General features: G+C 61.0%; 22 protein-coding genes. 16 read left to right on the top strand and 6 right to left on the bottom strand.

Annotation, left to right across the window (positions count from 1 at the left end; genetic code table 11):
- Positions 1–17 precede the first annotated feature (17 nt).
- Complete coding sequence (gene serB, locus BT199_RS15085; protein WP_003188034.1) at positions 18–1,232, top strand: phosphoserine phosphatase SerB; 1,215 nt, start codon at positions 18–20, stop codon at positions 1,230–1,232.
- Positions 1,233–1,366: 134 nt separating this feature from the next.
- Here serB and asd read toward each other — a convergent pair whose 3' ends face one another.
- From asd to BT199_RS15100, 3 genes are read right to left on the bottom strand one after another with little or no spacing between them, the layout of a single operon-like run.
- Positions 1,367–2,227 (bottom strand): archaetidylserine decarboxylase, encoded by an 861-nt coding sequence (asd, locus tag BT199_RS15090; protein WP_072434859.1) that lies wholly within the window; start codon positions 2,225–2,227, stop codon positions 1,367–1,369.
- A 15-nt stretch (positions 2,228–2,242) separates the two neighbouring features.
- Positions 2,243–3,058 carry a rhodanese-like domain-containing protein gene (locus BT199_RS15095; protein ID WP_014716657.1) on the bottom strand — a complete coding sequence of 272 codons (816 nt, stop codon included), beginning with the start codon at positions 3,056–3,058 and terminating at the stop codon, positions 2,243–2,245.
- Positions 3,059–3,115: 57 nt separating this feature from the next.
- A complete protein-coding gene (locus BT199_RS15100; protein WP_072434861.1) occupies positions 3,116–4,651 on the bottom strand; it encodes an HDOD domain-containing protein in 1,536 nt (511 codons plus the stop codon).
- A gap of 166 nt (positions 4,652–4,817) precedes the next feature.
- Between BT199_RS15100 and motA the strand changes: the two genes are divergently transcribed.
- Both motA and motB read left to right on the top strand, forming a co-directional pair.
- The gene (gene motA, locus BT199_RS15105) at positions 4,818–5,669 is read left to right on the top strand and encodes a flagellar motor stator protein MotA (RefSeq protein ID WP_003188041.1); all 852 of its coding nucleotides are present in this window, start codon (positions 4,818–4,820) and stop codon (positions 5,667–5,669) included.
- 3 nt (positions 5,670–5,672) lie between these two features.
- Positions 5,673–6,692: a flagellar motor protein MotB gene (gene motB, locus BT199_RS15110; RefSeq protein ID WP_014716660.1), complete on the top strand. Its 1,020-nt coding sequence runs from the start codon at positions 5,673–5,675 to the stop codon at positions 6,690–6,692.
- A 58-nt stretch (positions 6,693–6,750) separates the two neighbouring features.
- Here motB and BT199_RS15115 read toward each other — a convergent pair whose 3' ends face one another.
- The gene (locus BT199_RS15115) at positions 6,751–7,146 is read right to left on the bottom strand and encodes a type II toxin-antitoxin system PemK/MazF family toxin (RefSeq protein ID WP_014716661.1); all 396 of its coding nucleotides are present in this window, start codon (positions 7,144–7,146) and stop codon (positions 6,751–6,753) included.
- A gap of 286 nt (positions 7,147–7,432) precedes the next feature.
- Positions 7,433–8,464 carry a small ribosomal subunit biogenesis GTPase RsgA gene (gene rsgA / locus BT199_RS15120; protein WP_072434863.1) on the bottom strand — a complete coding sequence of 344 codons (1,032 nt, stop codon included), beginning with the start codon at positions 8,462–8,464 and terminating at the stop codon, positions 7,433–7,435.
- A 108-nt stretch (positions 8,465–8,572) separates the two neighbouring features.
- Here rsgA and orn point away from each other — a divergent pair, with 108 nt between their 5' ends.
- Both orn and BT199_RS15130 read left to right on the top strand, forming a co-directional pair.
- Positions 8,573–9,115, top strand: a complete 543-nt coding sequence (gene orn, locus BT199_RS15125) for an oligoribonuclease (RefSeq protein WP_003171343.1) — start codon at positions 8,573–8,575, stop codon at positions 9,113–9,115.
- 182 nt (positions 9,116–9,297) lie between these two features.
- Positions 9,298–9,915: a trimeric intracellular cation channel family protein gene (locus tag BT199_RS15130; protein ID WP_169856984.1), complete on the top strand. Its 618-nt coding sequence runs from the start codon at positions 9,298–9,300 to the stop codon at positions 9,913–9,915.
- Here BT199_RS15130 and queG read toward each other — a convergent pair.
- The gene (queG, locus tag BT199_RS15135; RefSeq protein WP_072434865.1) at positions 9,912–10,976 is read right to left on the bottom strand and encodes a tRNA epoxyqueuosine(34) reductase QueG; all 1,065 of its coding nucleotides are present in this window, start codon (positions 10,974–10,976) and stop codon (positions 9,912–9,914) included. The genes BT199_RS15130 and queG overlap by 4 nt on opposite strands.
- 63 nt (positions 10,977–11,039) lie before the next feature.
- Here queG and BT199_RS15140 point away from each other — a divergent pair, with 63 nt between their 5' ends.
- The 11 genes from BT199_RS15140 (at position 11,040) to BT199_RS15190 (ending at position 23,314) form a co-directional block, all read left to right on the top strand.
- Positions 11,040–11,900 (top strand): NAD(P)H-hydrate dehydratase, encoded by an 861-nt coding sequence (locus BT199_RS15140; protein WP_072434867.1) that lies wholly within the window; start codon positions 11,040–11,042, stop codon positions 11,898–11,900.
- On the top strand, positions 11,888–12,358 hold the full coding sequence (gene tsaE / locus BT199_RS15145; protein ID WP_014716665.1) for a tRNA (adenosine(37)-N6)-threonylcarbamoyltransferase complex ATPase subunit type 1 TsaE: 471 nt from the start codon (positions 11,888–11,890) through the stop codon (positions 12,356–12,358). Before BT199_RS15140 ends, tsaE begins: the two co-directional genes overlap by 13 nt.
- 15 nt (positions 12,359–12,373) lie before the next feature.
- Positions 12,374–13,795: an N-acetylmuramoyl-L-alanine amidase gene (locus BT199_RS15150; protein ID WP_003188054.1), complete on the top strand. Its 1,422-nt coding sequence runs from the start codon at positions 12,374–12,376 to the stop codon at positions 13,793–13,795.
- Positions 13,795–15,711 carry a DNA mismatch repair endonuclease MutL gene (gene mutL, locus BT199_RS15155; protein ID WP_069868915.1) on the top strand — a complete coding sequence of 639 codons (1,917 nt, stop codon included), beginning with the start codon at positions 13,795–13,797 and terminating at the stop codon, positions 15,709–15,711. Before BT199_RS15150 ends, mutL begins: the two co-directional genes overlap by 1 nt.
- Positions 15,711–16,682, top strand: a complete 972-nt coding sequence (gene miaA, locus BT199_RS15160) for a tRNA (adenosine(37)-N6)-dimethylallyltransferase MiaA (RefSeq protein WP_072434868.1) — start codon at positions 15,711–15,713, stop codon at positions 16,680–16,682. The genes mutL and miaA overlap by 1 nt, the downstream gene beginning before the upstream one ends.
- Before the next feature lie 94 nt (positions 16,683–16,776).
- Positions 16,777–17,037 carry an RNA chaperone Hfq gene (gene hfq, locus BT199_RS15165; protein WP_003188059.1) on the top strand — a complete coding sequence of 87 codons (261 nt, stop codon included), beginning with the start codon at positions 16,777–16,779 and terminating at the stop codon, positions 17,035–17,037.
- Between the two features lie 12 nt (positions 17,038–17,049).
- Positions 17,050–18,351 carry a ribosome rescue GTPase HflX gene (gene hflX, locus BT199_RS15170; protein ID WP_003188061.1) on the top strand — a complete coding sequence of 434 codons (1,302 nt, stop codon included), beginning with the start codon at positions 17,050–17,052 and terminating at the stop codon, positions 18,349–18,351.
- 96 nt (positions 18,352–18,447) lie between these two features.
- Positions 18,448–19,623 carry an FtsH protease activity modulator HflK gene (gene hflK / locus BT199_RS15175; RefSeq protein WP_003188062.1) on the top strand — a complete coding sequence of 392 codons (1,176 nt, stop codon included), beginning with the start codon at positions 18,448–18,450 and terminating at the stop codon, positions 19,621–19,623.
- A complete protein-coding gene (hflC, locus tag BT199_RS15180; RefSeq protein WP_003188064.1) occupies positions 19,623–20,489 on the top strand; it encodes a protease modulator HflC in 867 nt (288 codons plus the stop codon). Before hflK ends, hflC begins: the two co-directional genes overlap by 1 nt.
- A gap of 293 nt (positions 20,490–20,782) precedes the next feature.
- A complete protein-coding gene (locus BT199_RS15185; protein ID WP_003188066.1) occupies positions 20,783–21,970 on the top strand; it encodes an ATP phosphoribosyltransferase regulatory subunit in 1,188 nt (395 codons plus the stop codon).
- A gap of 54 nt (positions 21,971–22,024) precedes the next feature.
- On the top strand, positions 22,025–23,314 hold the full coding sequence (locus BT199_RS15190) for an adenylosuccinate synthase (protein WP_014716669.1): 1,290 nt from the start codon (positions 22,025–22,027) through the stop codon (positions 23,312–23,314).
- Positions 23,315–23,319 lie beyond the last annotated feature (5 nt).

The raw sequence follows: 23,319 nt of genomic DNA on the forward strand, positions 1-23,319 counted from the left end.
CAGCCTGGGGGTGCGCTTTGCGCGAAATTGTCCTGATCAACATCACGGGTGAAGACCGACCGGGTCTCACCGCAGCCATTACCGGCGTCCTGGCCCAGGGTGGTGTGAACATTCTCGACATCGGCCAGGCAGTGATCCACGACACCTTGTCGTTCGGCATCCTGGTGGAGATCCCCAGCACCGAGCAGGCCTCCTCGGTACTCAAGGACATCCTGTTTACGGCGTATAAGCTCGATCAACAGGTACGTTTCACCCCGGTGTCCGAAGCTGACTACCAGCACTGGGTCGAAGGCCAGGGTAAAAAGCGCCATATCGTCACCCTGTTGACCCGCAAGGTAACGGCTGAGCAGCTGCAGCGCGTCAGTTCGATCACCGCGCAATACGGATTGAATATCGACCATATTGACCGTCTGTCGGGTCGCATGCCATTGGACACCCCGGCTGACAAAGGCAAGGGCTGCATCGAGTTCTCCGTGCGCGGTGAACCGGCTGACGCGCAAGCGCTGCGCGCCGACTTCCTGAGCGTGGCCCAGGAACTGAATGTCGATATCGCCTTCCAGGAAGACTCCCTGTTCCGTCGCAACCGCCGCTTGGCGGTGTTCGACATGGACTCCACCTTGATCGAAGCCGAAGTCATCGACGAGCTGGCCAAGGCGGCCGGTGTGGGCGAGCAAGTTTCTGAGATTACTGAGCGCGCGATGGCCGGCGAGCTGGATTTTCGTGCCAGCTTCAAGGAGCGTCTGGCGCTGCTCAAGGGCCTGGATGTGGGTGTGCTGGATTCGATCGGCGCGTCGCTGCGCCTGACTGAAGGCGCCGAAACCCTGTTCGCCGAACTCAAGCGACTGGGCTACAAGACCGCCATCCTGTCCGGCGGCTTCACGTACTTCGCCAAGCAGTTGCAGGCCAAGCTGGGCATTGACTATGTATTCGCCAACGAGCTGGAAGTGGTGGATGGCAAAGTGACTGGCGTCGCGGTGGAGCCGATTGTCGACGCCCAGCGCAAGGCCGACCTGCTCAAGGAATTGGCCCATAAGGAAGGCTTGCGCCTGGAGCAGACCATTGCGGTCGGCGACGGCGCCAATGACTTGCCGATGCTGGCGATTGCCGGGTTGGGCGTAGCGTTCCGTGCCAAACCGTTGGTCAAGCAATCGGCCAAGCAGGCGATTTCGACACTGGGGCTGGATGGCGTGCTGTATCTGCTGGGCTTGCGTGACCGCGACGGTCAGCTATAAGCCGATCTCACTGTCACTGATCGTTCCCACGCTCCGCGTGGGAACGCCTCCAGTGACGCTCTGCGTCACGCTTTGGGCGCAGAGCGCCTCGGGCTGCATTCCCACGCGGAGCGTGGGAACGATCAACTGCAATATCAGGCTTTCGGCAGTGCGATACCCTGGCCCATCTGCACCGGCGTACCCGCTGCCAGTTCTTCAGCCCACTTCACCTGGTCCGGCCCGAACAGCACGATGGCAGTGGAGCCCAGTTTGAAACGACCCAGTTCCGCACCCTTGTCCAGATGAATCGGCGCGCGGGCCGCTTCGTCGTAGCGGAAGGTTTTCAGCTCGCGTTTCGGCGGCGTTACCAAACCGGCCCACACGGTTTCAATCGACGCAACGATCATCGCACCTACCAACACCACGGCCATCGGGCCGCGTTCGGTGTCGAACAAGCAGACAACGCGCTCGTTACGGGCGAACAGTTCCGGCACGTTTTCGGCGGTGGTCTGGTTGACCGAGAAAATCCGCCCTGGCACATACACCATCTCGCGCAGGGTACCGGCCAGTGGCATGTGCACCCGGTGGTAGTCCTTGGGCGACAGGTAAATTGTCGCGAACTCGCCGCCCATGAACGGCGCAGCCATTGCGGCATCGCCACCGAGCAGTTCCAGCACGCTGAAGCTGTGGCCCTTGGCCTGGAAGATACGGCCATGTTCGATCGGGCCTAGCTGGCTGACCGCGCCATCGGCAGGACTCAACACTGCACCTGGGGTTGGATCCAACGGGCGGGCGCCGTCTTTCAGCGCGCGGGTGAAGAAGGCGTTGAAGTGCTCATAGGCGCTCAGGTCTTCCACCAGGGCCTGGGACATGTCCACCTGGTAGCGCTTGGCGAACCAGGCAGTGAAGGCGTTCTTGAACCAGCGCACGCGGCACTCGGCGATGCAACCAGCCAGGCGCGACAGCAAGTGGTGCGGCAGCAAGTACTGGCTGAGGATAAACAACTGCTTTTTCATAACTGTCCTTAAACCTTAAATCTCAACGGGGGTGTCGGGGTGGTTGCCCCATTCGCCCCAGGAACCGGCATAACCTTTGACTCGCGGATAACCGAGCGCCTTGGCCACCAGGTAGGTGAAGCCAGAGCGGTGGTGAGTCTGGCAGTGGGTGATGATTTCTTTGTCTTTGGTCAGCCCGAGGTCTTCGAGGATTTGCGGCATGTCACGGCGGATACGCAGGTTGCGCGCCTTGTCCATGCCGGCAGTCCATTCGAAGTTCACCGCGCCGGGAATGTGGCCGCCCTTGGCTGCGAGCACTTTCTCGCCGGAATACTCCAGCGGGCCACGGGCGTCCCAGATCCCCAGGTCGGCCGCGCCGAGACGGCTTTGCAGGTATTCACGGGTGGCGGTAGGGCCGTCGTGCAGCGTAAGGCTGACCGGGCCGCCGGCTGCTGGGGGCACATCGGTGGAAAGCGGGTGCCCTTCCTCCAGCCAAGCCAGCAGGCCGCCGTCGAGGTAGTGATATTTCTGGTGGCCGATCACGTCGAGCATCCAGATAAAACGCCCGGCCCAACCGCCGCCTTCGTCGTCGTAGACCACATAGGTGGCGTCCGGGGTGTGGCCCAGTTCGCCGAACAGTTTTTCCAGGTCGGCCTTGCTTGGTAGCAGGCCGGGTGCCGGTGGCTGTCCCAGTTGGGTGCGCTTGGGGTCAACGAAATGCGCGCCGGGGATATGCCCTTCGGCGTAGCGGGCGACACTGGTGAGGTCTACCAGTATCAAGTGCTTGGAATCGAGGCGACCCAACAGGTCGGCGGATTCGATCACCAGCGGCAAGCCAGAGAAGTCAGGCATGTGAGGTCTCCTGGGCACAAATGTTGGCGATAAAGGCCGGTGATTGTAGCGCAAGCATCAGGCGCTGCGGTTGGTAAAGCTGTGCAGAGCTTTCTCGATGCATTGGGCGGTTTTGCCGAACGCTTGGACGGTGGTTTCCGAGAACGGCCCGCCGCCCTGGTCCGCCACGATCAGCATGACCACACGGCCGTTGCAGCTCAGTGAGCGCAGTAGCAGATGCTCGCCAATAAACAGACGACGCAGGATCGGTGGCAGCAATGCGGAAAACTGCACATGGTTGTCGGGGTTCAGGCGTACCTGGGCGGACTTTTCCAGCAGGCGTTGCAGCAATGTGCTGTTCACCACATCCAGGCTCAGGTGAGCCGCGTCCTTGGGCAGGCCGTCGGCCTGGTGTACACGCAAGGTGCTCAAGGCGCGATCTGCCATGAATATCAGTACCCGCTGCATGCCACTGGCGACCAAGGCTTCCTTGGCGCAAGTGGTCAGGTGCATGGCGTTGGCAAAGCGGCTCGGCTCCACCAGCAACTCGGTGCAGCGCGTGCGCCACACGGCCAAGGCTTCGGCCGTGGGCGGTGGTGCAGGCAGCAAGCCGCGATGGACTTTCTGCACATGCCACGGCCAGATCAGCGACAGCGCCGGGTGCCAGAGGTCGGGCATCAAGGTGGTACGCGCGCTGGTCACCGCTTGCTGGTGGGCTTGCTGTTGCACATCGCTCAATGGCGTTTGCAGGTACAGCGCCGTCAGGTATTGCCAGCGCTCTGTGTGCGGGCAGGTCCAGGATTCCTGGGCCGACATCGCCAGGCCATTGGCCAGCAATACGGTATTGGCCGGCTGGTTCAGCCAGCGTCGCAGGTTGGGCTCGGCATCGAGCAATTGCTGGTGACGCAGGGCATCGTCTTGACGGGCAATGTGCAGCGCCTTGACCAGCAGGCGTTGCTCGGCCAACAGCAACTTGTAGCCCTGTGAAACCCAGATCGGCAGGTGCCAGGCTTCGGTCAGGCCCAGGCACAGGTCGAGCAAGCGCACGCCGAACAGCTGTTGCTCGACCTGGCGTGCCGATTGGCCTTTATGGATCACCCGCAACTCCCACTCTTCCAAAAGCTTGGGGTAGGCGACGGCCATCGGCCACAGTGGCGACAAAAACAGCAGGCTGCCCCAGTGGATGTCCTGCCACAACCGCGCCAGGCGACTGCCGAACAAACCGTTAGCTTGCTGGGATGCGTGCTGGCTGATTAGCAACAGTTGACGCAAGGCCACGGGGATTTCCCGGGCGGGTACCGAAGGCAGGCGCGCCAACAGCTCTTCGGCACGTTTGAGGCCAAGACGGTTAAGTGCGACTTCAAGGTTTTCCGCAGGTTCGGCCAGGCTGCCGTGGGCTTGGCTGTTGGCTTCGCGCATCACACTCAGCACCAGGGCCGGACTGTTTTGCATCAACTCAGCAATATCTCGCAATGAACTGCGGCTATCGCGAATAGCTTTGCACACGCGTTCATGGCTGGCCTGGGGCACGGGCAGCAGCACGTCGTCCAGGCACTTGATCCAAGCGGCGAGGGTAGTGGGGCGGTTTGTTGGGACTGTCGTTTCAATTGCCATGATTGGGGCGCGATCATCACTTGCGTTCAACACGCCCGGAACGGGCCGAATTGGCTTTTCGCCTTAGCGGGCTATAGTCTGGCGCAGTTTTGCCGATAAGTAGAACAAGAGTTTTCTGCTGCACCCAATATGTCCATGAACCCGACGGCGCAAGTACCCCTCTCCTATGGCTAAAATTATCGGCATCATTGTCGTCATCGCAAGTGTGCTCGGAGGGTACGTCCTCTCCCACGGTAAAATCGCCGCACTGATCCAGCCTTTCGAAGTGCTGATTATCGGCGGTGCCGCGTTCGGCGCATTTTTGCAGGCCAACCCAGGCTATATGACCATGCACGTGGTCAAGAAGTCCCTGGGCATGTTCAGCTCGCGCTTCTCCCACACGTTTTATCTGGAAGTGCTGGGGCTGATCTACGAGATCCTCAACAAAAGCCGCCGCGAAGGCATGATGGCGATCGAAGGCGATATCGAAGACGCCGCGGCCAGCCCGATTTTTGCCAAGTACCCGGCCGTGCTCAAAGACGAGCGCATGACCGCGTATATCTGTGATTACCTGCGCATCATGTCCTCCGGCAACATGGCGCCCCACGAGCTGGAAGGCCTGTTCGACATGGAGTTGTTCAGCCTCAAGGAAGAGCTGGAGCATCCTTCCCACGCCGTGACCGGCATCGCCGACGGCATGCCCGGTTTCGGTATTGTCGCAGCGGTACTGGGTATCGTGGTGACCATGGCGTCCCTGGGCGAAGGCGATCAGGCGGCCATCGGCATGCACGTAGGTGCGGCGCTGGTGGGGACCTTCTTCGGTATTCTCGCCGCCTATGGTTTCTTCGGCCCGCTCGCCACCTCCCTGGCCCACGATGCCAAGGAAGAAATCAACCTCTACGAAGCGATCAAGGCGTGCCTGGTGGCATCGGCCTCGGGCATGCCGCCGTCGCTGGCTGTGGAGTTCGGGCGCAAGGTGCTGTACCCGAAACATCGCCCAAGCTTCTCCGAGCTGGAACAAGCGGTTCGCGGTCGCTAAGCCATGGAAAACAACCAGCCGATCATCATCAAGCGCGTCAAGCGCTTCGCTGCGGGGCACCATGGCGGCGCCTGGAAAATCGCCTTCGCCGACTTTGCCACGGCGATGATGGCGTTCTTCCTGGTGTTGTGGCTGATGTCCACCGCTACGCCAGAACAGAAAATCGCCATCGCCGGCTACTTCAAAGACCCGATTGGCTTTTCGGAAAGCGGTACGCCGTTTGTCATTGACCTGGGCGGCTCGCCGGAACTGGCGCCCGAGCGCACCATCAACCCGGAAGTGCAAACTGAATCGCCTCAGGAAAAAATCCCGATCGAGCGCGACACTGTCGAATCCATGGCCGAGCAGGTCGAACAGGAGCGACTGGAACTGTTGCTGCAGGAATTGCAGAACAAGGTTGAAGAAAACCCACAGTTGCTGAAGTTCAAGGACCAGATTTCCTTCGAGATCACCCCCGAGGGGCTGCGCATCCAGATTACCGATGCCGCCAACCGGCCGATGTTCGACTCGGGCAGTGCGCGCTTGAAGCCGTACTTTGAAGACATCCTGCTGGCCATGGCTGACACCATCAAGGCGGTGCCCAACAAGATCAGCATCAGCGGGCACACCGACGCCAAGCCCTACGCGGGCCAGGGTGATTTCGGCAACTGGGAACTCTCGGCCAACCGCGCCAATGCTGCCCGACGTGCGCTGGTGGCCGGCAGCTACCCGGACCCGCAAGTGGCGCGGGTGGTGGGCTTTGCCTCCTCGCAGCTGTTTGATCCCAAAGACCCGTACAACCCGGTCAACCGCCGTATCGACATCGTGGTGCTGACCAAAAAAGCCCAGCGTGCGATTGAGGGTGATCAACCACCGCTACCGGCACCGACCCAGGGCGACGGTGCGCCAGGCGAAGTGCCGGCCGACCCGAACGCGCTGCCTCCGGAGCAGGAACCGCTGCCAGCCCATGAGCTGCGCCAGAAGCTGAACCTGTTTGATGACGGGGGCGTCAAGGATCCTACGGCGCCTGCACCGGGGTCATAGTTGATCTAAGCGCTGGAAACGTAAACGCCCCGATCATTCGGGGCGTTTTCATGTGTGTTCAAAGTGGGAGGTACGCTTTGACACCACTGACTACGCCTCGCATGTCGTCGGCGCACAGGCGTGGGACGAAGTACTCTCGACCTTTGGAGCGAGTCTTTCTATGCAACTTGTCGAGGCGCTCAAAGCTGACGGTATAAATCATGTCGCACTTCACCCATAGCTCTTTATAGCCATCGGACTGAAGTGGATTGGTGCGTAGCAAATGGTGCCAGTCGTATTGGGTCGCTGGTGCAGTAGAGGAGATTGGCACCACGGTGCAGAGCTTGCGACTGTGGGTCGCGGTAGGAGATATCACTACGACTTTGCGGATCTTCAGCATTTCCGGGGCGACAAAGCCTCGGGTGAAGTCACACAGCAAAACGTCGCCTTGTTTGGGGTGATAGTAGAGAGCCAAATGTTAATTCCCCACAAAAAGCAAAGCCGCCCGAAGGCGGCTTCATTCGACACGCAGTGGAGCTTGCTTCGCCCCTTCTGCGCCGCTGGATCAACTCCGAAAAGGATCCAGACTCCTGCCAGCTTTCGCTGGTGACGGAGCAATTATGAGCATCAGGAAATCCGAATACAAGCTGGCTTGTGCGTATCAGCCACCCAGTTGACTCGAATTCTTGATGCCTGCTCCTGTTAAATCAATGGGCTAGGGCTTTCAGCCCGCTGGTTTATGTGTATCAAGAAATTGACCGTCAATAATTGCTCTCAGGCAAGCTCGCAATAATCGACCGATAGCTGTTCATCCGCTGCTGCTGCACGCGCCCATCTTCCAGTGCCTTGAGCAATGCACAACCCGGTTCGCGGTCGTGTTTGCAGTCGCGGAAGCGGCAGGTGCCGATCAGGTCGTTGAACTCGATGAAGCCCGCTTCCACATCGCTGCGGCTGACGTGGCCCAAGCCGAATTCACGGATACCCGGTGAGTCGATCAACTCGCCGCCGCCCGGGAAGTGGAACAACCGCGCGGTGGTGGTGGTGTGGGTGCCCTGGCCGGACAGTTCCGACAGCGGGCCCACGCGGGTTTCGACTTCAGGCAACAGGCTGTTGACCAGCGACGACTTGCCCACGCCTGACTGGCCGACGAACACGCTGATCCGCCCGTCCAACTGCTGTTGCAGTTGTTCCATGCCGTTGCCGTGGTGAGCCGACACTTCCAGCACCGGGTAGCCCAGGGTGCGATAGACCGCCAGCAGCGCATTGAGCGCCGGGGCGTTCTGCTCGTCGATCAGGTCGAATTTGTTCAGCAGCAGCAACGGGCGGATGCCAGCATGCTCGGCCGCGACCAAGTAGCGGTCGATCAGGTTGGCATGGGGTTCGGGCAGTGGCGCGAACACGATCACGATCATGTCAACGTTGGCCGCCACCGGCTTGAGCTGCCCACGGCTGTCGGGGCGGCGCAGCTCGGTACTGCGCGGCAACTGGGCGACGATGACGCCGATGCCCTGGTTGCCGGCACGCCACACCACCTTGTCGCCGGTGACCAGCGCGGGCAGGTTGGCGCGCAAGTGGCAACGGAACACCTGGCCCGCGAGTTCGCCTTCGAGCGCCTCGACTTCGACCTGCACACCAAAGTGCGCGATCACCAAGCCGGTTTGTTCGGGCCCCAGGTCGCCGCCCTCGAGCGCTTCCACGGCGGAGGATTCACGTTTGGCGGCGCGGGCGGCGCGTTCACCTTGAATCTTTTCGATGCGCCAGTTTTGGCGACGGTTGAGCTGGCGTTTGGCCATTGGTGTTCCGTGTCGATAATGCAAAAGTTGGGTAAAACGGTCGCGAGTCTAGCACGCCCCCGCCTGCTAAACTGCCCGGCTACGCCAAGGTGCCAAGAGAATCAAGCCATGCAAAACCCACAGAACCTGATTTGGATCGATCTGGAAATGACCGGTCTGAACCCCGACACCGACGTCATCATCGAGATGGCGACCATTGTCACCGACAGCAACCTCAACACCTTGGCCGAAGGCCCGGTGATCGCCATCCACCACAGCGACGCCGTACTCGCCACCATGGACGAGTGGAACACCCGCACCCACGGTAACTCCGGGCTGACCCAGCGCGTGCGCGACAGCCGCATCAGCATGGCCGAAGCCGAGGCCGAAACCATCGCCTTCCTGGAAAAATGGGTGCCCAAGGGCAAATCGCCGATCTGCGGCAACAGCATCTGCCAGGACCGTCGCTTCCTTTATACGCACATGAAGGGGCTGGAAAGTTACTTCCACTACCGCAACCTGGACGTGTCGACCTTGAAGGAACTGGCTGCGCGTTGGGCGCCGGAAGTCAAAGACAGCTTCCATAAAGGCAGCACGCACCTGGCGCTGGATGATATTCGCGAGTCAATTGCCGAGTTGCAGCATTACCGCAAACATTTCATCAAGGCTTGATTCTGCGGCGCCAGTGAATGCGCCATCGCAGGCAAGCCAGCTCCCACATTTGGCTGCATTTGTAAATTCAAAGTGTGGGAGCTGGCTTGCCTGCGATACAGGCGACGCGGTTTATCGCCAAGCGCCCCCTTTTGGTGCCCTCGGCAAATGATTAGACTGCCGGCCTCTCTGTCAGGATCGCCATCATGTTGCTGATGCTCTACCTCGTCGCCATCACCGCCGAAGCCATGACTGGCGCCCTGTCTGCGGGGCGGCGTGGCATGGACTGGTTTGGCGTGGTGCTGATCGCTTGCGTGACGGCCTTGGGCGGCGGTTCGGTGCGCGATGTGTTGCTTGGCCACTACCCGCTGACCTGGGTCAAGCACCCGGAATACCTGGTGCTGACCTCCGTCGCGGCACTGGTGACGATCTTTATCGCGCCGTTGATGCGCCGCCTGCGCTCGCTGTTTTTGGCGCTGGACGCCTTGGGGTTGGTGGCGTTTACCCTGATTGGCTGCATGACCGCCCTGGAAATGGGCCACGGCATGTTGGTGGCGTCGGTCAGCGGGGTCATCACCGGCGTATTCGGCGGCATCCTGCGGGATATCTTCTGTAACGACATTCCGCTGATCTTCCGCCGCGAGTTGTACGCCAGCGTGTCGTTCCTGGCCGCCTGGTTCTACTTGCTGTGCCTGTATCTGGAACTGCCCAGCGAACAGGCGATTCTGCTGACGCTGTTCAGCGGCTTTCTATTGCGCTTGCTGGCGATCCGTTTTCACTGGGAAATGCCCAAGTTCGTCTACAACGACGACGTACACTAGCGGGCCGCGTGCTGGTTCAGCGCCCATTCCACGTGTTCGCGTACCAACTCCGACGGGAAGTCCCGCCGCGCCTTGAGTGCCTCCAATACCGGAATGCTGGAGGGCGCATTGCCCAGGCCCACTGCCAGGTTGCGTAACCAGCGCTCATAACCGGCACGGCGCAGGGGCGAGCCCTCGGTGCTGCTGAGGAATTTATCCTCGTCCCACATAAACAATTCGGCCAGTTCAGCGTTATCCAGATTGTGCCGTGGCTTGAAATCGCTTTCGGCGGTGGGTCGGGCGAAACGATTCCACGGGCAAACGATCTGACAGTCATCGCAGCCAAATACCCGGTTGCCGATCAGTGGGCGCAGGTCTTCGGGGATGGCGCTCTTGAGTTCGATGGTCAGGTAGGAAATGCAGCGCCGGGCGTCCAGTACATAGGGGCCGACGAAGGCGTTAGTGGGGCAGATGTCCAGGCAGGCGGTGCAGCGGCCACAGTGTTCGGTGGTGTGGGGTGGGTCTACCGGCAAGGGCAAATCGACAAACAGCTCGCTCAGGAAGAAATAACTGCCGGCCTTGCGGTTGAGCACAAGGGTGTTTTTACCTATCCAGCCCAGGCCCGCTTGCTCGGCAATGGCTTTTTCCAGGACGGGCGCGCTGTCGACAAAGGCGCGAAAGCCGAACGGCCCGATCTGCGCCTGGATGCGGTCGGCCAGTTGCTGCACGCGCTTGCGGATCAGCTTGTGGTAGTCGCGGCCCAGGGCGTAGCGCGATATATAGGCTTTTTCCGGCTGGGCCAGTAGTTGCGCCATCTGGGTGTCGCCGGGCAGGTAGTCCATGCGCAGTGACACCACGCGCAAGGTGCCGGGCACCAGCTCGTCGGGGTGGGAGCGTTTGCTGCCGTGGGCGCCCATGTATTCCATCTCGCCGTGGTAACCCGCGTCGAGCCAGCGTTGCAGGTGCTGTTCATGCTCAGCCAGGTCGAGGCCGCTGATGCCGACTTGCTGAAAGCCCAGCTCGCGACCCCAGTCTTTGATCGATTGGGCGAGGGCGGGCAGATCGGAGGTAATAGCAGGCATGAGACACGGGAAACCACAGGTTAGATGCGTATAATTCTGCCAGACATCGGAGCTTGAAGACGCATGCCTCAGACAAAACACCCAATTACCGACGTTCAGCTGTTGTTGCCCGGCCATTTGCCGCAACTGGCTGCGCGTTCCCCGGACGCCCATAAGGGCCAATTCGGCCACCTGCTGGTCATCGGTGGTGACCGTGGCGTTGGCGGCGCGGCGTTGCTGAGCAGCGAAAGCGCCTTGCGCAGCGGCGCCGGCATGGTCTCGCTGGCGACGCGGCCGGAACACGTGCCGGCCGCTCTGGCTCGGCTGCCGGAGGTCATGGCCGTCGGCGTGAGCTCAGCCAACCAGTTGATGGGCCTGCTGGAAAAAATCTCGGTGATCGTCATTGGCCCAGGCCTCGGCGATGCCGCCTGGGGCAAGAGCTTGTTGTCGGTCGCGGCCAATGCCAGCCTGCCGCAGGTGTGGGATGCCGATGCGCTCAATCAACTGGCCACTGGCAGCGTCGAGCTGCCGGCCAACTGTGTAATTACCCCTCATCCGGGCGAAGCTGCGCGTTTGTTGGGGCTCTCGACAGCCGAGGTTCAGGCTGATCGCCTTAAGGTGGCGCGCGCGTTGAGCCAAAGATTCAATGCCGTGACTATCCTCAAGGGTGCTGGCAGTTTGATTGCCAGCCCGGATGGGCGTGTGTCGCGGTGTGATCAAGGCCACCCGGCGATGGCAACAGCTGGGCTCGGTGATGTTTTGGCCGGTCTGGTCGGGGCACTATTGGCTCAGGGTATGCCCGCGTACGAAGCGAGCTGCCTGGCCGTGTGGTTGCACGCGACCGCCGGAGACCGCCAGGGCAGTTTTGGTCGCGGCTTGGCCGCCAGCGACCTGATCCCCGCCATTCGTCAATTGCTGGAGGAGCAGTCGCCGTGCCTGAAGTAATTCTTTTCCTGGCAGATGAAGAGGCCATGGTCGCGTTGGGTCAGCGTATTTCGCAGGTCACGCAAGGGGCCGGGTTGATCTTTCTCGAGGGCGACCTGGGCGCAGGCAAAACCACATTGTCCCGGGGGATTATTCGCGGCCTTGGCCATACCGGCGCGGTAAAAAGCCCGACCTTCACGTTGGTCGAGCCTTACGAGATCGGCGACGTGCGTGCTTTCCACTTCGACCTCTATCGCCTGGTCGATCCGGAAGAGTTGGAGTTCATGGGCATCCGTGATTACTTCGACGATGATGCGCTGTGCCTGATCGAGTGGCCAAATAAAGGCACAGGCTTTTTGCCAAAGCCGGACCTGACCATTACCATTACGCCGCATGAGCACGGACGTCAGCTGAAGTTGTTGCCCCAGAGCCCACGCGCTGAGTCGTGGTGTGCTGCTCTGGCATTGGAATTCAAATAATTGGTGGGGTTAGGTATGCGCTTTCGCGCGTTGGTTGCTGTCGTGGGGGTGTTGCTTGCGGCAATGACTGTCAATGCTCTGGCTGCTTCACAGGTGAAAAGTGTTCGCCTGTGGCGAGCGCCGGATAACACGCGACTGGTGTTCGACCTGTCTGGCCCGGTCCAGCACAGCGTCTTTACCTTGACGGCGCCTGATCGCCTGGTGATCGACATCAACGGTGCCAGCCTGGCCGCGCCGCTGAAAGTCTCCACCGCCAACACGCCCATTACCGCCATGCGCTCGGCCCAGCGTACGCCGACCGACCTGCGTGTGGTCATCGACCTGAAAAAGGCCGTGACCCCCAAAAGCTTCTCCCTGGCCCCCAACGCCCAGTACGGCAACCGCCTGGTGGTCGACCTGTTCGACAACCCCGCCGACGCCGCACCGCCGCCTGCGCCAACGCCGAGCGTGGCGACGGTGCCTGCGGTGCCGGTCAACCCTTCGCAACCCCAGGTCAAGCTGCCACCACCGCCGCCTGCCCCGGCAGGCAAGCGCGACATTATCGTGGTGATCGACGCCGGCCACGGTGGCGAAGACCCTGGGGCTTCCGGCTCCCGCGGCCAGCATGAGAAAGACGTGGTGCTCGCCATCGCCCGTGAACTGCAGCGCCAGGTCAACGGCATGAAAGGCTACCGCGCTGAGCTGACCCGTACCGGTGACTACTTCATTCCGTTGCGTGGCCGTACCGAAATTGCCCGTAAGAAGGGCGCTGACCTGTTCGTGTCCATTCACGCCGACGCCGCGCCTTCAACCGCTGCCTTTGGCGCCTCGGTATTTGCCCTGTCGGATCGCGGCGCTACCTCCGAGACTGCGCGCTGGCTGGCCGACAGTGAAAACCGTTCCGACTTGATCGGCGGGGCCGGCAACGTCTCCCTTGATGACAAGGACAAGATGCTCGCAGGCGTACTGCTCGACCTGTCGATGACCGCCTCGCTGACCTCCAGCCTCAACGTGGGCCAGAAAGTCCTGAGCAATATCGGCCGCGTGACCTCGCTGCACAAGCAGCGCGTAGAACAAGCCGGGTTCATGGTGTTGAAATCGCCGGATATCCCGTCGATCCTGGTGGAAACCGGGTTTATCTCCAACGCCAACGAAGCGTCGAAACTGGCCAGCGCCAGCCACCAGCAAGCGCTGGCGCGCTCCATCAGCGCCGGTGTGCGCCAGTTCTTCCAGCAGAACCCGCCGCCGGGCACCTATATCGCCTGGCTGCGCGACTCCGGCAAAATCGCCCAGGGCCCGCGTGACCATCGTGTGCAGCCCGGTGATACCGTTGCCATGCTGGCCGTGCGTTTCCAGGTCACGCCTGCAGCCTTGCGCAGCGCCAATAACCTGAAAACCGATGAGTTGAAGATCGGCCAGGTGTTGACCATCCCCGGTACTTCATTGGCGGCGCAGTGATGAGCGAATCCACCTTGAACAGCGGCTCACGCATTGAATTGCTCAGCCCGCGCCTTGCCAACCAGATCGCCGCGGGTGAGGTGGTTGAGCGCCCGGCGTCGGTGATCAAGGAGTTGCTGGAAAACAGCATCGACTCGGGTGCCAAACGCATTGATGTCGATGTGGAGCAGGGCGGCGTCAAGCTGCTGCGGGTACGTGACGATGGCAGCGGCATCTCTTCGGATGACCTGCCCCTGGCCCTGGCCCGCCACGCCACCAGCAAGATCCGCGACTTGGAGGACCTGGAGCGGGTCATGAGCCTGGGCTTTCGTGGTGAGGCCCTCGCCTCCATCAGCTCCGTGGCCCGCCTGACCCTGACCTCCCGCACCCGCAGCGCCGAGCAAGCCTGGCAGGTGGAAACCGAAGGCCGCGACATGGCGCCTCGGGTCCAGCCGGCGGCGCACCCGGTGGGTACCTCAGTGGAAGTGCGCGACCTGTTTTTCAATACCCCTGCGCGGCGCAAATTCCTCAAAGCCGAGAAAACCGAATTCGATCACCTGCAAGAAGTCATCAAGCGCCTGGCCCTGGCCCGTTTCGACGTGGCCTTTCACCTGCGCCACAATGGCAAGACCATCCTCAGCCTGCACGAAGCCAACGACGACGCCGCCCGTGCTCGGCGGGTGGCGGCGGTGTGTGGCAGCGGGTTCCTGGAGCAGGCGCTGCCGATTGAGATCGAGCGCAATGGCTTGAGGTTGTGGGGCTGGGTCGGGTTGCCGACGTTCTCCCGCAGCCAGGCCGATTTGCAGTATTTCTTTGTGAACGGCCGGGCGGTCCGCGACAAACTGGTGGCCCATGCGGTGCGCCAGGCTTATCGCGATGTGCTGTTCAACGGGCGACACCCGACTTTTGTGCTGTTCTTTGAGGTTGACCCTTCGGTGGTCGACGTCAACGTGCACCCGACCAAACACGAGGTGCGCTTCCGTGACGGGCGCATGGTGCATGACTTCCTCTACGGCACGCTGCACCGCGCCTTGGGTGACGTGCGCCCGGATGATCAGTTGTCGGCGCCGATTGTCACGGCCGTGGTACGCCCGAGCGGTCCGGAAGCCGGCGAGTTCGGCCCCCAGGGTGAGATGAGCCTGGCGGCCAACCTGCTGCAATCGCCGCAGGCGCAGCCAGCCTACACGGCGCCGAATTCGGGTGCCGGTGCGGGTTATCAGTACCAATACACACCGCGCCCGCAATCGACGGCGCCGGTGGCCGAAGCCCAGGCGGCGTACCGTGAGTTTTTCGCGCCGTTGCCGGGTGCCGAGCCGGGTGCTGCTGTGGCGTTGCCCGAAGGCGGCGGTGATATTCCGCCGCTGGGCTATGCCCTGGCGCAGCTCAAAGGCATTTATATCCTCGCCGAAAACGCCCATGGCCTGGTGCTGGTGGACATGCACGCTGCCCATGAACGGATCATGTACGAGCGCCTGAAGATCGCCATGGCCAGCGAAGGCCTCAGCGGCCAGCCGCTGCTGGTGCCCGAATCCCTGGCGGTGAGCCAGCGTGAAGCCGACTGCGCAGAAGAACATCACAGTGTGTTCCAGAAGCTGGGCTTCGAACTGCAACGCCTGGGCCCGGAAACCCTGGCGATCCGCCAGATTCCCGCGCTGCTCAAGCAGGCCGAGGCCAACCGCCTGGTGGCCGACGTACTGGCAGACCTGATGGAGTACGGCACCAGTGACCGTATCCAGGCGCATATCAACGAATTGCTCGGCACCATGGCCTGCCACGGCGCCATCCGCGCCAACCGCCGCCTGGCCCTGCCGGAAATGAACGGCCTGCTGCGCGACATGGAAAACACCGAGCGCAGCGGCCAATGCAACCATGGCCGACCGACCTGGACCCAGATGGGCCTGGATGATCTGGACAAACTATTTTTGCGCGGCCGCTGATGAGTGCCTTGCCTCCCGCCATTTTCCTGATGGGCCCCACGGCCGCCGGCAAGACCGACCTGGCCATCGAGCTGACCAAGGTGCTGCCCTGCGAATTGATCAGCGTCGACTCTGCCCTGGTTTACCGGGACATGGATATCGGTACGGCCAAGCCGTCGAAGGCGCTGTTGGCCCAGTATCCGCACAAGTTGATCGACATCATCGATCCGGCGCAGAGCTATTCGGCGGCGGATTTTCGCACCGACGCCCTGGCGGCCATGGCCGAGATCACCGCGCGCGGCAATATCCCGCTGCTGGTGGGCGGCACCATGCTCTACTACAAGGCGTTGCAGGAAGGCCTGGCCGATATGCCGCCTGCCGATGCCCAGGTGCGCGCCGAACTTGAAGAAGAGGCTGCGCGCCTTGGCTGGAAGGCCCTTCATGATCAGTTGGCGGCGGTAGATCCGGTGTCTGCGGCACGTATTCACCCCAATGACCCCCAGCGGCTCACACGCGCCCTGGAGGTCTGGCGCGTCAGTGGCCAGACCATGACTGAACATCGGCTGAAACAAAGTGCGCAAAGTACTGATGCAGGCGCATCTGGACAGTCACAATTGCCCTATACTGTGGCGAATCTGGCCATCGCTCCGGCAGATCGCCAGGTGCTGCATGAACGAATTGCACAAAGATTCACAATTATGTTGGAACAGGGGTTTGTGGACGAGGTCGTAGCACTGCGTTCAAGAGGTGACCTGCATGCAGGGCTGCCTTCGATACGTGCTGTAGGCTACCGCCAAGTCTGGGATCATCTGGATGGCAAGCTGACGTCAGCCGAAATGCAGGAGCGCGGCATCATCGCCACGCGCCAGTTGGCGAAGCGCCAGTTCACCTGGCTGCGCAGCTGGAGCGATTTGCACTGGTTGGACAGCCTGGACAGCGACAATCTGTCACGCGCCTTGAAATACTTGGGAACGGTCTCCATATTGAGCTGAGTCCTTGCAATTGCCGTCTATCCTTGGGGGTGTGACGGCCATAAGCTATCTATTTTCCGATTTTTTATTATTGATCCTTAAAGGAGTGCGGCACATGTCAAAAGGGCATTCGCTACAAGACCCTTACTTGAATACTTTACGTAAAGAGAAAGTTGGGGTTTCCATCTATCTGGTCAACGGCATCAAGCTGCAAGGTACGATCGAGTCGTTCGACCAATTCGTTATCCTGCTGAAAAACACCGTCAGCCAGATGGTTTACAAGCACGCTATCTCGACAGTCGTTCCAGTTCGTCCAATCCGTCTGCCTAGCGCAGCCGGTGATGAACAGGGTGACGCTGAGCCAGGTAACGCCTGATAGGAGTCTCCTTTGTTCTTTGAGCGCCACGGTGGTGGTGAGCGAGTAATCCTCGTTCACTTGGATGGACAGGACCCTGAGGCGCGCGAAGATCCGCAGGAGTTTCAGGAGTTGGCAAATTCGGCCGGCGCCGAGACCGTTGCGTTTTTTAACGTACCGCGTCATCGGCCAACCGCCAAATACCTGATTGGCAGCGGCAAGGTCGAGGAACTGCGCGACCTGGTTCATGCCGAAGAAGCCGATCTGGTGATCTTCAATCACACCCTCACGCCCAGTCAGGAACGTAACCTCGAACGTGTTTTCGAGTGTCGCGTGATCGACCGTACCGGCCTGATTCTCGACATTTTCGCCCAGCGCGCCCGTACCCATGAAGGCAAGCTCCAGGTCGAACTGGCCCAGCTTGATCACATGAGCACCCGCCTGGTTCGCGGCTGGACTCACCTTGAGCGTCAGGGTGGCGGTATCGGCATGCGTGGCCCGGGTGAAACCCAGTTGGAAACCGACCGGCGTCTGCTGCGGGTTCGCCTGCGCCAGATCAAGGGCCGCCTGGAAAAAGTGCGCAGCCAGCGCGAGCAGTCGCGACGTGGCCGTTCCCGTGCGGATATCCCTACAGTGTCGTTGGTGGGCTACACCAACGCCGGCAAATCCACGCTGTTCAATAACGTGACCAAGTCGGATGTGTACGCGGCCGACCAACTGTTCGCCACCCTCGACCCGACCCTGCGGCGTCTGGACATCGACGACCTGGGGCCGATTGTGCTGGCCGATACCGTGGGTTTCATTCGTCACCTGCCCCACAAGCTGGTCGAGGCATTTCGGTCTACGCTCGAAGAGTCGAGCAATTCCGACCTGCTGTTGCACGTGATCGATGCGGCCGAACCGGATCGCATGTTGCAGATTGAACAGGTCATGGTGGTGCTGGGCGAGATTGGTGCCCAGGACTTGCCGATCCTCGAGGTCTATAACAAACTCGATTTGCTTGAAGGCGTTGAGCCACAGATCCAGCGCGACGAGAACGGCAAGCCCCAGCGGGTCTGGTTGTCGGCGCGAGATGGCAGTGGCTTGGAGTTGCTGGAACAAGCCATTGCCGAATTACTCGGCAGCGATTTGTTCGTCGGCACCTTGCGCTTGCCGCAGCGTTTTGCTCGACTGCGTGCACAGTTTTTCGAGTTGGGCGCGGTACAGAAAGAAGAACACGACGAAGAAGGTGTCAGCTTGCTGGCCGTTCGATTGCCACGCTCGGAACTCAATCGGCTGGTCAGCCGAGAGGGTGTTGTACCGGCAGAGTTTATCGAACAACACACTTTGCAATAAAAGCCTGAGAAAGCGGTTGTGCCGCAGTAGCAGGCATTCTGTAGCATTGGTCGGCGCGCCGTGGGTGCGTCTTTGCTTTATCAGATGGAGAGCGCTATGGCTTGGAATGAGCCGGGTGGCAACTCGAATAATCAGGATCCTTGGGGTGGTAAGCGCCGCAATAACGGCGACCGCAAGGGGCCACCGGATCTCGACGAGGCCTTCCGAAAGCTGCAGGAAAGCCTGAATGGGTTGTTCGGTGGTGGAAAAAAACGTGGTGGTGACGACGGCGGTCGCACAAGCAAGGGCGGTGGCTATGGCCTGCTGGGCCTGGGTCTTGTCGTGCTCGCGGCCGTATGGCTGTACAGCGCGGTCTACGTGGTGGACGAGCAGGAGCAAGCCGTGGTGCTGCGCTTCGGCAAGTACTACGAGACTGTCGGGCCAGGCCTGAACATCTATTTCCCGCCGATCGACAAGAAGTACATGGAGAACGTGACGCGTGAGCGTGCGTACACCAAGCAGGGCCAGATGCTGACCGAAGACGAGAACATCGTCGAAGTGCCGCTGACCGTGCAGTACAAGATCAGCAACCTGCAGGACTTCGTGCTGAACGTTGATCAGCCGGAAATCAGTCTGCAACACGCAACCGAAAGTGCCCTGCGCCACGTGGTGGGTTCCACCGCCATGGACCAGGTGCTGACCGAAGGTCGTGAATTGATGGCCAGCGAAATCAAGGAGCGCCTGCAACGGTTCCTCGATACCTATCGCACTGGTATTACCGTCACTCAGGTGAACGTACAGAGCGCAGCGGCACCGCGTGAAGTGCAGGAAGCCTTTGACGACGTGATCCGTGCCCGTGAAGACGAGCAGCGTTCGCGCAACCAGGCTGAAACCTATGCCAACGGCGTTGTGCCGGAAGCCCGTGGTCAGGCCCAGCGCATCCTTGAAGATGCCAACGGTTACCGCGATGAAGTGGTCTCCCGCGCCAAGGGTGAGGCAGATCGTTTCACCAAGCTGGTCGCCGAGTACCGCAAGGCTCCTGAAGTGACCCGCGAGCGTCTGTACCTGGACACCATGCAGGAAGTCTTCAGCAACACCAGCAAGGTTCTCGTGACCGGCAGCAAAGGTGGGCAGAACAACCTGCTGTACCTGCCGCTGGACAAGATGATCGAAGGTGGTCGTAGCGGCGCTAGTGCACCGTCCACCGGTTCGAATGCCGCTGCCAACGAAGCGAGTGCCCGTGCGGCCGCTGACTTGCTGCAACAGCAAACACGTACCAGGGAGAGTCGTTGATGAGCAATAAATCGCTGACCGCCCTGATTGTGGGCGTCGTCGTGGTCATCGCTGCCTGGAACTGCTTCTACATCGTCGCTCAGACCGAGCGTGCGGTGCTGCTGCAATTCGGTCGCGTGGTCCAGGCGGATGTCCAGCCGGGCCTGCATGTGAAAGTCCCCTACGTCAACCAGGTGCGCAAGTTCGACGCGCGCCTGATGACCCTGGATGCACCGACACAGCGCTTCCTGACCCTGGAAAAGAAAGCCGTGATGGTTGACGCCTACGCCAAGTGGCGCGTCAAGGATGCCGAGCGCTTCTATACCGCGACTTCCGGCCTCAAGCAGATTGCCGACGAGCGTTTGTCCCGTCGTCTGGAATCGGGGCTGCGTGACCAGTTTGGTAAGCGCACCCTGCACGAGGTGGTATCCGGTGAGCGTGATGCGCTGATGGCTGACATCACCCGCTCACTGAACACCATGGCGGAAAAAGAGCTGGGTATTGAAGTGGTTGACGTTCGCGTCAAGGCCATTGACCTGCCCAAGGAAGTAAACCGCAGCGTGTTCGAGCGTATGAGCACCGAGCGTGAGCGTGAAGCGCGTGAGCACCGCGCCAAGGGTAACGAGTTGGCTGAAGGTATCCGTGCCGATGCCGACCGTCAGCGTCGTGTACTGCTGGCAGAAGCCTATCGTGAGTCTGAAGAGGCTCGTGGTGACGGTGATGCTCAAGCCGCGGCGATTTACGCCAAGGCCTATGGCCAGGATCAGGAGTTCTACGCGTTCTACCGTAGCCTGCGTGCCTACCGTGAAAGCTTCGCGAACAAAACCGACGTACTGGTGCTGGACCCAAGCAGCGACTTCTTCCGCTACCTGGAAAAGTCCAAGTAACCAGCCCGTGATTCTGTAAGGCGCACTCCGTCGGGCGGCTAAAATGCCTGGCGGGGTGATCCTTTCAGAAAACGGGTGTATGATGCGGCAGCCGGGAAATTCCCGGCTTTTTTGCGTCTGCATGTTTGATTCGGCAGGCGTGACAGGTTTTTCGAGGAAAGTGCCCGACGAGGCCGTTTGCAGGCCGTTCGTCACGTCGCTCTTGCGCGTGGTTTATGCAAGGGGCGGGTATTTTCTGCTTCACTCAAGGCTCGGCCGAGGGCTGGCCGCCCGGATCAAAGGGGAATGGCGTAATGGCAACGGTAGACCGCTGGCTGCTGCCAGATGGCATCGAAGAAGTACTGCCACCAGAAGCTGCGCGCATTGAAGTAGCGCGTCGCCAGGTGTTGGATCTGTTCCAGAGCTGGGGTTACGAGTTTGTCGTGACTCCCCATATCGAGTACCTGGAATCCCTCCTGACCGGCGCGGGCCAGGACCTGGATCTGCGCACCTTCAAGGTCATCGACCCGCAATCGGGCCGGCAAATGGGGTTCCGTGCCGACATCACGCCGCAAGTGGCGCGCATCGATGCGCACACCCTGCGGCGCGAAGGCCCGAGTCGCCTGTGCTACGCCGGTAGCGTACTGCATGCCCAGCCGCGTGCGTTGTCGTCTTCCCGTAGCCCGATCCAGTTGGGCGCCGAGTTGTACGGCGATGCCAGCCCGAGCAGCGATGTTGAAGTGATCAGCCTGATGCTGGCCATGCTGCAACTGGCGGATGTGCCGGATGTGCACATGGATCTGGGCCATGTCGGTATCTACCGTGGCTTGGCGCGCGCTGCCGGGTTGTCCGGTGAAGTGGAGCAGCAGTTGTTCGATGCCCTGCAGCGCAAGGCGATCGATGAAGTGATCGCTCTCACCGAAGGTGTGCCTGCTGAGCTGGCTGGCATGCTGCGGGCGCTGGTAGACCTGTGCGGCGGCCGTGAAGTGCTGGTGGCTGCGCGTGAGCGCCTGGCGAATGCGCCGGCACCGGTATTGGCAGCACTGGACGATGTGCTGGCAATTGCCGAGCGCCTGTCGGCACGGTTCCCGGAGCTGCCGCTGTATTTTGATCTGGGTGAATTGCGCGGCTACCACTACCACACCGGTGTGGTGTTCGCGGTATTCGTCCCGGGTGTTGGCCAGGCCATCGCCCAAGGTGGTCGCTATGACGATATCGGCGCCGACTTCGGTCGTGCGCGTCCGGCCACTGGTTTTTCCACCGATTTGAAAACCCTGGTGACCCTGGGGCGTGCTGAGGTCGAGCTGCCGTCTGGTGGCATCTGGATGCCCGACAGTACGGACGCAGCGCTCTGGCAGCAGGTTTGCCAGTTACGCCGTGAGGGTCAGCGTGTAGTCCAGGCCTTGCCTGGGCAGCCATTGGCCGCCGCCCGTGAAGCGGACTGCGACCGGCAATTGATTCAGCAGAACGGGCTTTGGCAAGTATCGCCACTGGCTTCTTGAGTTTCCCTGCCGGCCATCGCCGGCACCAAGTTTGCGCGAATGAGGACAAGTGTTATGGGTAAGAATGTCGTAGTCCTGGGCACCCAATGGGGTGATGAGGGCAAAGGCAAGATCGTTGATCTGCTGACCGAACATGCTGCCGCCGTAGTGCGCTACCAAGGTGGCCACAACGCTGGCCACACCCTGGTCATCGATGGCGAAAAAACCGTCTTGCACCTGATCCCGTCGGGTGTTCTGCGCGAAGGCGTGCAGTGCCTGATCGGCAACGGCGTGGTGGTTGCACCTGACGCCCTGCTGCGCGAGATCACCAAGCTGGAAGAAAAAGGCGTACCGGTGCGCGAGCGCCTGCGTATCAGCCCGTCCTGCCCGCTGATCCTGTCCTTCCACGTTGCGCTGGACCAGGCCCGTGAAAAGGCGCGTGGCGAGCTGAAGATCGGCACCACCGGTCGCGGCATCGGCCCGGCCTACGAAGACAAGGTTGCACGTCGTGGCCTGCGTGTGGGCGACCTGCTCAACATGCCGCGCTTTGAAGACAAGCTGCGTGAACTGGTGGATTACCACAACTTCATGCTGGTCGGTTACTACAAAGAGCCAGCCATCGAGTTTGAAAAGACCCTGGCCGAGTGCAAGGAATACGCTGAGCTGCTCAAGCCGCTGATGCTGGACGTGACGGCCGAGCTGCACGACCTGCGTCGCGCTGGCAAGGACATCATGTTCGAAGGTGCCCAGGGTTCGTTGCTGGACATCGACCACGGTACCTACCCGTACGTGACCAGCTCCAACACTACTGCTGGCGGCGTTGCCACCGGCTCGGGCGTTGGCCCGATGTTCCTGGACTACATCCTGGGCATCACCAAGGCTTACACCACCCGTGTAGGTTCCGGTCCGTTCCCGACTGAGCTGTTCGACGACGTTGGCGCACACCTGGCCAAGCAAGGTCACGAATTCGGCGCCACCACTGGCCGTGCTCGTCGTTGCGGCTGGTTCGACGCCGTTATCCTGCGTCGCGCTATCGATGTGAACAGCATCTCGGGCATCTGCCTGACCAAGCTGGATGTACTCGACGGCCTGGAAGCCATCAACATCTGCGTCGGCTACAAAGACGCCCAAGGCAACGATGTTGCCCCGACTGACGCTGACAGCTACGTGGGCCTGCAGCCTGTGTACGAAGAAGTGCCAGGCTGGACCGAATCGACCGTGGGCGCCAAGACCCTGGAAGAACTGCCAGCCAACGCCCGCGCCTACATCAAGCGTGTGGAAGAGCTGATCGGTGCACCGATCGACATTATTTCGACCGGCCCGGACCGCAACGAGACCATCGTTCTGCGTCACCCGTTCGCGTAATAAGC

This window comes from Pseudomonas sp. NFR02 (assembly GCF_900119375.1).
GTDB classification, from domain to species: domain Bacteria; phylum Pseudomonadota; class Gammaproteobacteria; order Pseudomonadales; family Pseudomonadaceae; genus Aquipseudomonas; species Aquipseudomonas paracarnis.

What these genes read in the sequence shown, in the direction of transcription:
- BT199_RS15100 (WP_072434861.1), bottom strand. Translation starts at nt 4,651, where the DNA reads ATGGCAATTGAAACGACAGTCCCAACAAACCGCCCCACTACCCTCGCC.
- hflK (WP_003188062.1), top strand. Translation starts at nt 18,448, where the DNA reads ATGGCTTGGAATGAGCCGGGTGGCAACTCGAATAATCAGGATCCTTGG.
- BT199_RS15150 (WP_003188054.1), top strand. Translation starts at nt 12,374, where the DNA reads ATGCGCTTTCGCGCGTTGGTTGCTGTCGTGGGGGTGTTGCTTGCGGCA.
- mutL (WP_069868915.1), top strand. Translation starts at nt 13,795, where the DNA reads ATGAGCGAATCCACCTTGAACAGCGGCTCACGCATTGAATTGCTCAGC.
- asd (WP_072434859.1), bottom strand. Translation starts at nt 2,227, where the DNA reads ATGAAAAAGCAGTTGTTTATCCTCAGCCAGTACTTGCTGCCGCACCAC.
- BT199_RS15190 (WP_014716669.1), top strand. Translation starts at nt 22,025, where the DNA reads ATGGGTAAGAATGTCGTAGTCCTGGGCACCCAATGGGGTGATGAGGGC.
- rsgA (WP_072434863.1), bottom strand. Translation starts at nt 8,464, where the DNA reads ATGGCCAAACGCCAGCTCAACCGTCGCCAAAACTGGCGCATCGAAAAG.
- BT199_RS15185 (WP_003188066.1), top strand. Translation starts at nt 20,783, where the DNA reads ATGGCAACGGTAGACCGCTGGCTGCTGCCAGATGGCATCGAAGAAGTA.
- miaA (WP_072434868.1), top strand. Translation starts at nt 15,711, where the DNA reads ATGAGTGCCTTGCCTCCCGCCATTTTCCTGATGGGCCCCACGGCCGCC.
- motA (WP_003188041.1), top strand. Translation starts at nt 4,818, where the DNA reads ATGGCTAAAATTATCGGCATCATTGTCGTCATCGCAAGTGTGCTCGGA.
- motB (WP_014716660.1), top strand. Translation starts at nt 5,673, where the DNA reads ATGGAAAACAACCAGCCGATCATCATCAAGCGCGTCAAGCGCTTCGCT.
- hfq (WP_003188059.1), top strand. Translation starts at nt 16,777, where the DNA reads ATGTCAAAAGGGCATTCGCTACAAGACCCTTACTTGAATACTTTACGT.
- BT199_RS15140 (WP_072434867.1), top strand. Translation starts at nt 11,040, where the DNA reads ATGCCTCAGACAAAACACCCAATTACCGACGTTCAGCTGTTGTTGCCC.
- queG (WP_072434865.1), bottom strand. Translation starts at nt 10,976, where the DNA reads ATGCCTGCTATTACCTCCGATCTGCCCGCCCTCGCCCAATCGATCAAA.
- hflC (WP_003188064.1), top strand. Translation starts at nt 19,623, where the DNA reads ATGAGCAATAAATCGCTGACCGCCCTGATTGTGGGCGTCGTCGTGGTC.
- BT199_RS15095 (WP_014716657.1), bottom strand. Translation starts at nt 3,058, where the DNA reads ATGCCTGACTTCTCTGGCTTGCCGCTGGTGATCGAATCCGCCGACCTG.
- orn (WP_003171343.1), top strand. Translation starts at nt 8,573, where the DNA reads ATGCAAAACCCACAGAACCTGATTTGGATCGATCTGGAAATGACCGGT.